Genomic DNA, 12,548 nt, shown 5'->3' with positions numbered 1-12,548 from the left:
GGTTAATGTTTTTTAATGAACATTTTAGTGGTGACATCATCAAATTCAACATCTGCACCTTCTTCCACCACCTCTGCAAATTCGAGGTTTGCAGTTAATGTTTCCGTTTTAATATAGGTTATATTATCGTTCACGGCATCCTCGATCATGCCGTCCTTCTGTAGGGTAACATCTATTGTATCAGTCACTTCAAAGCCTGAATCTTTTCGGAGGTTCTGGATCCTGTTTACCAGTTCCCTGGCAACACCTTCCCTTTTCAACTCCTCACTGATACTAACATCCAGTGCCACAGTTAGATTGCCACTGCTGGCCACTAACCATCCTTCAATATCCTGAGAGCTAATTTCCACCTCAGAGAGGGACAAATTAACCATTTTTTCGTTAATTTTTAATTCGATCTCTCCTTCTCTCTCGATCTTTGCGATGTCCTCTGCTGTAAAATCATTCACTGCGTTGACAATCAGCTTTATATCCTTACCAAATCTTGGGCCAAGAACTCGGAAGTTAGGTTTTACCTGCTTTACCAGAAGTCCTGAAGCATCATCTATAAGCTCGATCTCCTTCACATTTACTTCAGACTTTATGAGGTCTGCAACCGCCTCAATTTCATGCTTTTGTGCATCATCAAGTACCGGAATCATTACTCTTTGCAAAGGTTGACGCACTTTGATCATTTCCTTCTTCCGTAGTGAAAGCACCAGAGAAGAGATCGTCTGTGCTTTTTCCATTTTTTGTTCCAGGGATTTATCAACAAAATCTGGTTGATAAACCGGGAACTCAGCAATATGTATAGATTCTGAAGTATCTTTTCCTGAGACATTATTCAGATCTCTAAAGAGTCTATCCATAAAGAATGGCGCTACCGGCGCACCCAGCTTTGCCACAGTCTCCATACAGGTATATAATGTCTGGTAAGCTGAAATCTTATCCTGCTCGTAATCACCTTTCCAGAAACGCCTTCTGCTTAAACGCACGAACCAGTTACTAAGGTTCTCCTGAACAAATTCTGAAATAGCACGAGTTGCTTTTGTTGGCTCATATTCAGCATAGAACCTGTCCACCTTTTCAATAAGTGTATGCAACTCGGAAAGGATCCAGCGATCTATTTCAGGTCTCTTATCAAGATCTACGTCTGCTTCAGCATACGTAAAACCGTCTATGTTTGCGTACAGTGTAAAGAACGAATAGGTGTTGTATAAGGTTCCGAAGAATTTACGCTGAACTTCTCCAATACCTTCAATATCAAATTTTAAATTATCCCATGGATTTGCATTAGAGATCATATACCATCTCGTAGCATCTGGTCCGTAAACAGCCAGGGTCTCAAATGGATCTGCTGCATTTCCAAGACGTTTGGACATTTTCTGCCCATTCTTGTCCAGTACAAGTCCGTTAGAAACAACGTTCTTATAGGCAACATCATCGAAGATCATGGTTGCGATCGCATGCAGCGTATAGAACCATCCACGGGTCTGGTCTACACCTTCAGCAATAAAATCTGCCTTACGCCATTCATCTTCGACTTTTTCCTTATTCTCGAATGGATAATGCCACTGTGAGTATGGCATGGAACCGGAATCAAACCAAACATCGATAAGATCTGCTTCGCGCTTCATAGGTTTTCCAGAATCTGAAACCAGGGTAATCGTGTCTACCACATTCTTATGAAGATCTACTTTTTCGTAGTTCTCTTCACTCATGTCACCAGCTACAAAATCTGAAAATAAATCTTTTTCCAGCACTCCGGCCTCAACAGCTTTCGCCATCTCCTCCTTTAGTTGCGCTACAGATCCAATGACCTTCACATCCTTGCCATCATCGGTTCGCCAGATAGGTAATGGGATTCCCCAATAGCGGCTACGGCTAAGGTTCCAGTCATTTGCATTGGCCAGCCAGTTTCCAAACCTTCCTTCACCAGTAGACTTTGGCTTCCAGTTGATGCTCTGGTTAAGCTCATGCATTCTGTCCTTGAACTCGGTTACTTTGATAAACCATGAGTCCAGTGGGTAATATAAAATTGGCTTATCTGTTCTCCAGCAATTTGGGTAGCTGTGAACATATTTTTCAACTTTAAAAGCCCTGTTCTCTTCTTTTAATTTAATGGCCAGCTCAACATCTACAGACTTCTCAGGTGCCAGCCCTTCATCATAATATTCATTTTTCACATATTTCCCGGCAAACTCTCCCAGCTCGGGTCTAAATTTACCCTGAAGATCAACCAATGGTACCAAATTGCCATTATCATCCTTTACAAGAAGTGGCGGCACTTCCGGAGAAGCCTGTTTTGCTACCAACGCATCATCTGCACCAAAAGTTGGTGAAGTGTGTACGATTCCCGTACCATCTTCAGTAGTTACGAAATCTCCCGCGATCACACGGAAAGCATTCTCTGGATTGTCGTTAGGTTGCGCATAATCCAAAAGCTGCTCGTATTTAATTTCAACAAGGTCTTTTCCTGTAAAACCTTCGCCTATTAAATATGGGATCTTTTTGTCACCTTCAGCATAAGCTTTAAGCTCTTCTTCCGAAGAAACTTTAATGAATTTTTTATCGAATTGTTTTTCAGCCAGATCTTTCGCCACGATGATCGTGATTGGCTCGAATGTATATTGATTATATGTTTTTACGCTTACGTACTGGATCTTAGGTCCAACGGTAAGTGCAGTATTCGATGGTAAAGTCCAGGGTGTGGTGGTCCATGCGATCAGGAAAGCTCCTTCCAGGCCAGCGCCAACCGGTGCAGCAGAGGAGTCTGTGATCTTAAACATCGCCGTTACCGTAGTATCGGTCACATCCTGGTAAGTTCCCGGCTGATTAAGCTCATGAGAACTTAAACCTGTTCCAGCTTTTGGAGAATACGGCTGAATGGTATAGCCCTTGTAAATAAGATCTTTCTTATATATTTCTGAAAGCAACCACCATACAGTTTCCATGTATTTGGACTTGTATGTGATATATGGATCTGTCATATCCACCCAATAACCCATTTTTTTGGTAAGATCGTTCCAGACATCGGTATAACGCATCACGGCATTTTTACATGCCTCGTTATATTTCTCAACACTAATTTTTGTTCCAATATCCTCTTTGGTGATTCCAAGCTCTTTTTCCACACCAAGTTCGATAGGAAGACCATGAGTATCCCAACCTGCTTTACGTTTAACCTGAAACCCTTTTTGAGTTTTGTAACGACAAAAAATATCTTTGATAGAACGGGCCATCACATGGTGAATACCAGGTAAGCCGTTTGCAGATGGAGGTCCTTCGAAAAAAATGTAGGATTCCTTGCCTTCGCGAGAACTTATACTCTTTTCAAAAATTTCATTCTCTTCCCAGTAATTAAGAATTTCTTCGGCCACTTTAGGCAGGTCAAGACCTTTATATTCAGGGAATTTTGCACTCATTTTCTCCTATTTTCAAATGATGTGCGAAAATAAGGATTTTTAACAAAAGATGATATTATTCTAAGATTAAATACATGTACACTCAGGATCAATTAATTCTGAAATATGAAAGCAAAGAAGCTCTTAAAAATTATAGCTCAGGGCTATGATCAAATTTCTACCTGCTGCAGCAATTCCTGAAGAATAGGTACGATATCGCTGGTTGGTTAAATTTTCAAGGGAAACTGTAGCCAGCCAATTTGGATTAAGCCTGTACTGTCCCGTTAGATTAAGGGTATACCATGCCGGTGAATATGGGTTTCCATTGGCATCTGTTGCATATAAATAGGCTTTATCCTGCTCTCCCGGAGCCAGATCTTCAAAGTCAAATTCCCCGTTGTACTCTGAAAATAGGTCAAGTTTTAGTTTTCGCTTGTTCCAGACCAGATGCGTACTTCCGAACATTGGTGCTGCATGTCTCAAAGGCACATATTCACCACCATCATTTTCTTCTCCATAGGTATAGCTAAACTGAGAGTTCATACGCAAGGCTACCGAAAAATCTATTTCCAGTCCGGCTTCCAGTCCATAAACATAAGCGTTGGCAGCATTTTGTATGGCCTGTACACGACTAGGTTCGCCCTGGTAATCGATCTCGGTTACACCATCCAGATCATAATCTCTTCGAACCATCGCATCATCGAGATACGTATAGTATGCGGTGAGTCCAAAATGAAGATTATCGCTAAAATTAAAGTCGGCACCAAGTTCCGCATTATAAGCGTATTCAGACTTCAGGTTTGGATTTGGAACGACAACAGATCCAGGTTCAGAATCAAATATTTTACCAATATCATCAATATTTGGAGCACGAAAAGCGGTAGAAAGCCCCAATCTCCAGCCTACAAAATGATTTTGACGCCAGTTAAGCCCAAGACTTCCGGTGAAGGCACCAGTGCTAATATTTGCTTCCTCAAAAGGGAAATCATAGAAACGATCCTCAAATCTTGCGTTCACCAGGATATGGTTGTAGCGTAGTCCCGACTGTAAAGAAAGGTTCTCACTTATTTTCCACTGGTAACTGGAATATATCGCCAAGGATTGCCATTTTGAGTCATCTGGATACCTGCTCGCTGTATCTCCGGTTTCTCCATTCTGAATATTTCTGAAGTCTCCTTCAGATGCAACCGAATTAAGTACATATTCGAAACCATAGAACAATTTACTCTCAGACAATGACTTTTCGAAATCCAGGTTTGCTGAATAAGCATCTACATTTTCTTCCGTAGAAAAAAGGACAGGCTCTCCAAAATCCCGGTCGTTTCTACTTTCCCCAAAATATTGATAAGCACCTGTAAACTGAACTTTATCATAAAATTCTGAACGGCTGCGATGATTGATCTTCAAATTTCCTAGAAACCAGGTTTGCGGACCATAATACCATTCTGCAGCACGCAAAACACCATCTTTCTTGCGGTAAAGTCGGTCAAACCTCGGAAAATCGGAAGTCTGGGAATAAACAAGTCCTAGATTAAAATCCCAGTCTTTGGATGGCATATATTTCACCTTTTGCAAGAGGTTGATCTGGTCATATCCTGTTGGCTTTTGAACCAGCGGATCTGGATTTTCCACCATCACATCAATACCGTTCTGCCTTTCAGCATAATCAGTTCGTAGGTAGTCATCTGGACCATGTTCTCCCATTTTAAGATCTCCAAAATCTGAATAAGTGATTCCCGTTCTAAAAGCCCAGTTTTCACGTCCTACATTCACATCTGCATGTACGGTATTTTCGTTATTTGCCGTGGCAAAACGAGTATATATAGAGCCTGAAACTGAAGTGCCACCGGTAAAACTAAAATCTGGTTGCAGCGTATAAAAATTCATCACCCCGCCAATGGCATCACTACCGTAAACCACAGAACCGGGACCAAGAATAACTTCGGCATTCTCTACCATTAATGGATCTACGGAGATCACATTCTGAAGATTCCCACTTCGGAAAATAGCAGAATTCATACGAACTCCATCCACGGTAAGCAATAATCTGTTGGTTGAAAAACCTCTTATCATGGGACTTCCACCGCCTAACTGACTCTTTTGCACAAAAACCTGTCCAGTACTTTCCAGTAGATCTGCTGAGGTTTGAGGATTTGCCATTAAAATTTCAGAAGGAACGATGCTTACGATCTTCTGCGGAATTTCATCTTTCTTCAGCTTAAATCGCGCTGCCGATAGTGTGATCTGTTCGAGCTGGTTTTCACCCGGTTCGAGAACAACGATACTGTTATTCTGAAGGATCTCTCTTTTCCTGCGATATACTTCTTTATAGGAAACCGACTTAAAAATAATCACTTCAGTATCTGAAAAATTAGTGATGATCGCCACTCCTTCAATATCTGAAATAGTATATTTTGACTGATCCTGATTGTAAATGGCCACCCCGGCAACAGGTTCACCGGTATCACTATCCAGGATTCTGATCTCCTGTGCTGAAAGATGGAAATAAGAAATAAAGAAAAATAGAACTAAGAGTCCTGACCGCATTTATCCAAAAATTTCATTTAACACTCCAAGAGACTTCGGTTTACGAAAACCTTCAATATGCAGCTCAAAATAAAGAAGAAGCATTTTCAGGAAATCTGTGCGTGAAGCCTGGTTCAATTTTATACTCGATAGGGCATCAAATTCGGTGCCTAATAAATTTTTCAGCAAATCTACAGTATTACCTTCTATACAATAGTCATTCGTTGGAATTTCCTGGAAAACTCCATCGAGCATGTTGAAGTATTCAGCTTCTGAAGTAGAATTTTGAGGCTGGAACCCAAGATACCTGGTAAGTTGAAGTAGGAATAATAAATGAAAATTGGCAACTTTTTCAGTAGCATCAAGATATTGCAGGCTATATTCAAGATAATGGAACAGCGCTTCGTTGTTTTCTTCTTCCCTGATACTATTTTTAAGAACTTCAGCCAGGAACATGACCAGCGCCTGTTTGACTGGATGTGTGTGCAAGCTTTGGTAATTCGCAATCACTTTTGCTTCTTTCAAATACTCCAGTTTCCCTGTATTTTTATGATTTGCTACGATATCCAGCTGAGTAAGACTCTGGAACATGGAAGCTTTAAATTTACCCCGGCGACTCTTAAGCACTCCTTTCAGCATGTAGGCTCTAAGACCATCAGACAGTGTATAAAGCTTCACTATAAGATCTGCCTCCCCATATTTTAATGCACTGATCACGATTGCTTTGGTATGCACCAGCATGCTAAAAGAATTTGGGGCAATGTATAAAAAAAGCCGCTTTTCAGCGGCTTTAGTCTTATATTTTGAATGCTTGACTATACAACACCCTGTGCTAGCATAGCGTCTGCTACTTTTACAAATCCTGCGATGTTCGCTCCTTTTACGTAGTCTACGTAACCATCTTCAGTAGTACCATATTCTACACATTTTTCATGAATATCGTTCATGATCTCGTGAAGTTTTTTATCTACTTCTTCTGAAGTCCAGTTATATCGCATGGAGTTTTGAGACATTTCCAGTCCTGAAGTTGCAACACCACCGGCGTTAGATGCCTTTCCTGGTGAGAACAAGATCTTTTCTTTATGGAAAACCTCAATCGCTTCAGGAGTACATGGCATATTAGCCCCTTCTCCTACGCACATACAGCCATTATTGACCAATGCCTGAGCATCTTCTTTATCTAATTCATTCTGAGTTGCACATGGCAATGCGATATCACACTTAATATCCCATGGAGTTTTACCTTCGTGATATTCAGCTCCAGAATATTGATCCACATATTCACTAATTCTACCACGTCTCTCGTTTTTCAATTCCATGATAAACTGAAGTTTATCGGCATCAATTCCATCTTTATCGTAGATGAATCCGCCAGAATCTGACATGGTAACTACTTTAGCTCCAAGCTGAGTTGCTTTTTCCGCAGCATATTGTGCAACGTTTCCAGCACCAGAGATCACTATGGTTTTACCCTCTAGCTTCTCTCCTTTTGTTTTCAGCATATTTTGAGCGAAGTATACGTTCCCATATCCTGTAGCTTCAGGTCTAATTAAAGATCCACCGTAGCTAAGACCTTTTCCTGTCAAAATTCCTGTAAACTCATTCTGAATTCTCTTGTACTGACCAAACATGAATCCTATTTCACGAGCACCAACACCAATATCACCAGCAGGTACATCGGCATTAGCTCCAATATGTCTTTGTAATTCAGTCATAAAGCTCTGGCAGAAACGCATTACTTCATTATCAGATTTTCCTTTCGGGTCAAAATCTGATCCTCCTTTACCACCACCCATAGGAAGTGTTGTAAGGCTGTTTTTGAAAGTCTGTTCAAAGGCAAGAAACTTAAGAATACTAAGGTTTACTGAAGGATGAAAACGCAAACCACCTTTGTAAGGTCCAATCGCTGAGTTCATCTGGATTCTGAATCCTCGATTTACCTGAATATCCCCTTTGTCATCAAGCCATGGTATTCTAAACATAACAACCCTTTCCGGCTCTACCATGCGCTCCAGAAGCATCTTGTTCTGGTATTTTTTATTCTTTTCAATAAAAGGAATTACGGTTTCAGCCACCTCATGAACCGCTTGCATAAATTCTGGTTCGTTCTGGTTTCTGGTTGACACCTTTTCCAGGAAATTTTTGACATTTTTTTCCATAATGACTGGCGCTATTATTAAATTATAAATTTTTTATCCAAATTATGCTGCAAATATAAATATTCTATAAGGATTACTGGTTTCATTCCGTCATTTGATATAAAATTAACTTTTACTTTCAGAGCCTGTTTTCTCAGGCAGTTTATAAATATTATGTTAAAGTAGTTTTGCTATATTTGCTAACGTTGCAAGCTGCATTCAATGAACATCAATAAGGTTTTTCTTCTGTTCTTAATCATCATCCTGGGCTATTCTCAAAATGCTTCAGGACAGCTTAGTTTTTCAAATGAAATTGGGGTGATCGCCGGTCCCGCAGGATTTTTTACCGATTACGGGGAACGCTGGAATGTGAAAAATAATCTTGACAATGGTGGCTTTGGTGTTGGACTGGTTCATTATATGAATTTTGCCTTTAAACCTGAATGCAGCTGCCGTCCAAGCAGTCTGTGGTTTACAAAGTATTTCAGAATTCGAAATGAGATCGATTATTTAAGATCTAACCTCGATCACTATGGTCCCGTAGCTGAGAAAAATAGTCTGGGAGGACAACAACTTCGGGCAATGCATGGAGAAACTGAAGTCATTGAAGCCGGAACCTCTCTTGAATACCATTTTCTGGGAATAAAAAAAGCCAGGGATTTTGGTTACCTGTTTGCACCATATATCTCCCTGGGAGTTCATTTTGTACATTACCGACCTACAGCATATTCAGATCTTGGCCCATTGGATAGTCCCAAAGTGCTTTTTGACACCTTTGAAGACGGACTCTTCCTCGAACCGGGAAACACCTTTGCCATTCTTGGAAGTGCAGGGCTACGGTATAGACTGAGTAGATTCAGCGATCTGCAACTGGAAGCCAGAGCCACTTATTATGATACCGACAAGCTGGAAGGCCTGGATGTACAGGGACCGCAGAATAAGTTTAATGACTTTGTACTCTGGTTCAATGTAGGTTATATTTACTACCTGGACTTCTAGAATTCCAGTTCAGCGGAGTTCAAAATAGTTCCACCTTTTCTAAGAATTTCCAATTTCATTTTATCAAAACCTTCTTTATCTATTGCCCTGGTCGCATCTTCGATGAGTGTCGTATTGAAACCTTCCGCTATACTATCCAGAACCGAGTAGGCTACGCAATAATCTCCTGCCAAACCGGCGAAATATACATTCTGTACACCTTTCTCCCTCAGGTATCCTGAAAGTCCAGTAGACTTTAAATGTGCATTATCATAAAATCCACTATAGCTATCGATCCCCATATCTGTTCCCTTTCTAAAAATGGTTTCAATACGTTTGGTATCAAGCTCTGGATGGAATTCAGCACCACTGGTATTTTGAACACAATGATCCGGCCAGAGAACCTGATCAAGTCCGTTTAGTTTAATAATATCAAAAACCTTTGCATTCTGGTGAGCTGAGGCAAAACTAGAATGACCTTTCGCATGCCAGTCCTGTGTGGCGATCATCAGATCAAATTTTTGTTGTAACTCATTTACTAGAGGAATGATTTCATCGCCATTTTCAACAGCGAGAGCACCACCAGGCATAAAATCGTTTTGAATATCTATAAGAACAAGCGTTTTCATCAAATTTTATTTTTCTGCATTTTAATTAACCCGTCGCGTTCCTGCTTCAGCGTTTCGCTTATCCCTATTTTGTAGATATGTGGATTGTTGAAGCGCTTGTATTCAATAGGTAATTCAGACAGCCTTGAGATGCTGTATTCAGAAATTTCACTGAGACTTCTTTTTTTCTGAAGCACCTTTCCTTCATCCATGACCAGCTCAAGTAAAGCTTCCTGCTCGTAATGTTTTAGACTCATGGATTTATAAGGCTCGAATGGATGGTGCATTTCCTCGATGCTGTTCTCATGGTATAATCCAATGGCATCTGCACCAATGCATTTTCCATTTTCATCCTTGATCCTGAAGACCTGTTTTTTATGTGGCAGCGTGATCTTAATGATACTTTCTGAAATTTTTATTCTTGGTTTACCTGCGGAAAATGCCAGTTTGTAAACCCCATCCAATGCACCATCAGGATCGCCAGTCACCAGGTTTGTTCCCACTCCAAAAATATCAATGGGAGCCTGCTGTTCCAGTAAACTTTTTATGACATGCTCATCTAACTGATTCGAAGCTGCTATCTTCACATAATCAAGTTCAGCAGCATCGAGCATTTTCCTGCTTTCCTTGGCGAAATAACTAAGATCTCCACTGTCAAGCCTGACCGCCATTAATTTTTGTCCACGACCTTCCATCTCCTTTGCGACTTTGACCGCATTAGGAATACCGCTTTTCAGTGTATTATAGGTATCTACAAGAAGTACACAATTTTCAGGATGACCTTCAGCGAAGTCCCTGAAAGCCGTCAATTCATCATCATAGCTTTGCACAAAAGAATGCGCCATTGTTCCAGAAACAGGAATATCAAAATCTTTTCCAGCGACTACATTACTTGTCCCGTTAAAACCTCCAATGATTGCGGCGCGGGTAGCAAAATATCCTCCGCTAGCCTGGGCACGCCTTAATCCAAAATCCAGCAAAGTCGCATCTCCAGCCACTAAACGCATACGGCTTGCCTTGGTAGCTATAAGTGTCTGAAAATTCAGTAAATTCAAAAGAATAGTCTCGATGATCTGGGCCTCGATGATACTTGCTTCCACCTGTAAAATTGGCCGGGTTGGAAATACAATATCACCTTCTTTTACTGAGTAGATTTTTCCTTTGAATTGCAAGTTCTTTAGATATTCAAGAAAATCCTTTTCAAAACCCTGTTCTTTTAAAAACTGAAGATCATCTTCAGAAAATCGAAGTGTTGACAAAATTTCCAGAAGATCTTCAAGCCCCGAAAAGATCGCATAACCACTTTTAAACGGTAATTTTCTAAAATAATAGTCAAAAACTGCTTGCTGGTCCTTCTGTCCATTTTTAAAATAGACCTGAGCCATGGACAACTGGTACTGGTCTGTATAAGTGGCGGTAAATTGATTCATAGTAAATTCTTGAATTCGATCTATTTGCTAATTGAAAGATCGGTATTCACAAATTTACCAAATTTCGATTACAGGTCTACGACCAGAGGAATTAATCTCAGGCGTTAAGGATCTGCAAAAGTCTAACCTATTTCAGTTTAATCCTTTAGATCGTCTGAAAGAGAAATACGATACCTGCCATTTTCAGAAGGTAGTAGTTTTTCGCTTATCAGTTCTAAAGTATTTCCTTCCTGTATCCACGGAATTTCTTCGGAATTATTTTCAGCATCATATCCATCGAACCAGGCAAAATCAATATCCTGGTAATACGAAGTGATCCTTAGCTCATAGACCTCCCCTTTTTTACTCCATTCTATTAGATAGTCGGAATCGTTTGGAACAGGTAAAGCAGTTTCAGGATCTCCATTTCCGGAGACGTAAATTGTGCTAAGATCTGAAGGTGAGAACCACACATAGGTATTTTCCCATTTCTCACTATAACTATCAGGATTTACAAGTGCAACGGGATTACAGCTAGACAATAAAGTCAACACAAACGCGATTACTGGGAGTAAAATAGCTCGGGAATCCTTAAACTTTAAAAAAGTTGGGGTGCTGACGTATTCAGAGAATACATCCTTTAAAATTTTCATATTGGTGGTTCGATTACAGCAAGCTGAAGCCGAAGTAGTTTGGGGTTTGGTGAAATTAGAAAATTATAACAGCTCTTCCGAAGGAAAGTAAAACGCTAACTTAAGTTTGTGAATAAATGCCCTAAGAAACCGCCTAAATACTAAAATTAGCCGATGAAAAACCAGCGTTTGTACGGATTTCCATAAGTATCGTTCATATGCTAATTTCCGCAGTTTAACGTACTATAAACCAGTAAAAATTGATAGTAAACTAGAAATCAGGTTTTTATAACGTTTATACCTGTAAATAGTTTTTAAGACAAAAAAAAGCCACATTTAGAAAATGTGGCTTTTTAGTGGTAAAACGTTAGGTTTATACCTTTTTGTAACTGGAATTGTATTCTTCCATAAGACTCATGATCGCTTTCATCAGGTCTTTGGTCTCTAATAATAAGTTGAAGTACAAGGTCGTGTTCTTTGGACTGGATTCTTCAGTTCTTGTTCTTGACACCTGTTTTTCGATCTTTTCAGAAATCCTCTGTAGCACTACATCTTTTTTAGCAACGACTCCACTTATATCCTGGAACTCCCTGTTATTAAAGATCACTTCGATCTCTGTTAGCAACTCGCTTAAAATATCATCAATCTCTTTAAGATCTAAAAGCTGATTATATCGAAGTGGTTTGTGGTTATTATTCACATGCTTGTAACTTTTCTTGGAAATATACTCTAGTGATTGAGCGATATCTGTAAGGTGTCCAAGTATAGAAATATAAAAACTACTTCCACGTACGCTGGTTTCATCAAGACTTTTAATAAAGAAGAATATCTGGTCTCTTAAATCTTCGATTTCAGATTCAAGTTTTTCCACTCC

At 39.9% G+C, this 12,548-nt stretch carries 8 protein-coding genes and 1 pseudogene; 1 reads left to right on the top strand and 8 read right to left on the bottom strand.

The genetic code is table 11. The annotated features are described in order from the left end of the window. Positions 1–2: 2 nt before the first annotated feature. The 4 genes from ileS to gdhA form a co-directional block, all read right to left on the bottom strand. On the bottom strand, positions 3–3,404 hold the full coding sequence (gene ileS / locus ACNKXS_RS05175) for an isoleucine--tRNA ligase (protein ID WP_417919922.1): 3,402 nt from the start codon (positions 3,402–3,404) through the stop codon (positions 3–5). A gap of 123 nt (positions 3,405–3,527) precedes the next feature. Next, complete coding sequence (locus ACNKXS_RS05170) at positions 3,528–5,930, bottom strand: TonB-dependent receptor plug domain-containing protein (RefSeq protein ID WP_417919921.1); 2,403 nt, start codon at positions 5,928–5,930, stop codon at positions 3,528–3,530. After that, positions 5,931–6,650, bottom strand: a complete 720-nt coding sequence (recO, locus tag ACNKXS_RS05165; protein ID WP_417919920.1) for a DNA repair protein RecO — start codon at positions 6,648–6,650, stop codon at positions 5,931–5,933. A 74-nt stretch (positions 6,651–6,724) separates the two neighbouring features. After that, on the bottom strand, positions 6,725–8,068 hold the full coding sequence (gene gdhA, locus ACNKXS_RS05160; protein WP_417919919.1) for an NADP-specific glutamate dehydrogenase: 1,344 nt from the start codon (positions 8,066–8,068) through the stop codon (positions 6,725–6,727). Between the two features lie 201 nt (positions 8,069–8,269). On the opposite strand from gdhA, the gene ACNKXS_RS05155 reads away from it, so the two are divergent. Further along, positions 8,270–9,046: a THC0290_0291 family protein gene (locus ACNKXS_RS05155; protein ID WP_417919918.1), complete on the top strand. Its 777-nt coding sequence runs from the start codon at positions 8,270–8,272 to the stop codon at positions 9,044–9,046. Here the strand turns inward: ACNKXS_RS05155 and pncA are convergent. The 4 genes and pseudogenes from pncA to ACNKXS_RS05135 all read right to left on the bottom strand — a co-directional run. Beyond that, entirely contained in the window at positions 9,043–9,654 is a 612-nt protein-coding gene (pncA, locus tag ACNKXS_RS05150) for a bifunctional nicotinamidase/pyrazinamidase (protein ID WP_417919917.1), read from the bottom strand. The two genes, ACNKXS_RS05155 and pncA, sit on opposite strands and share 4 nt — an antisense overlap. Continuing rightward, complete coding sequence (locus ACNKXS_RS05145; RefSeq protein ID WP_417919916.1) at positions 9,654–11,063, bottom strand: nicotinate phosphoribosyltransferase; 1,410 nt, start codon at positions 11,061–11,063, stop codon at positions 9,654–9,656. Before ACNKXS_RS05145 ends, pncA begins: the two co-directional genes overlap by 1 nt. A gap of 137 nt (positions 11,064–11,200) precedes the next feature. Next, positions 11,201–11,695: a hypothetical protein gene (locus tag ACNKXS_RS05140; protein ID WP_417919915.1), complete on the bottom strand. Its 495-nt coding sequence runs from the start codon at positions 11,693–11,695 to the stop codon at positions 11,201–11,203. Between the two features lie 352 nt (positions 11,696–12,047). Continuing rightward, a pseudogene (locus tag ACNKXS_RS05135) lies at positions 12,048–12,548 on the bottom strand (inorganic phosphate transporter); the annotation flags it as partial.

Source organism: Christiangramia marina, from assembly GCF_048285865.1.
In the GTDB taxonomy this organism is placed as follows: domain Bacteria; phylum Bacteroidota; class Bacteroidia; order Flavobacteriales; family Flavobacteriaceae; genus Christiangramia; species Christiangramia marina.
This window is presented reverse-complemented; position numbering and strand designations above follow the sequence as displayed.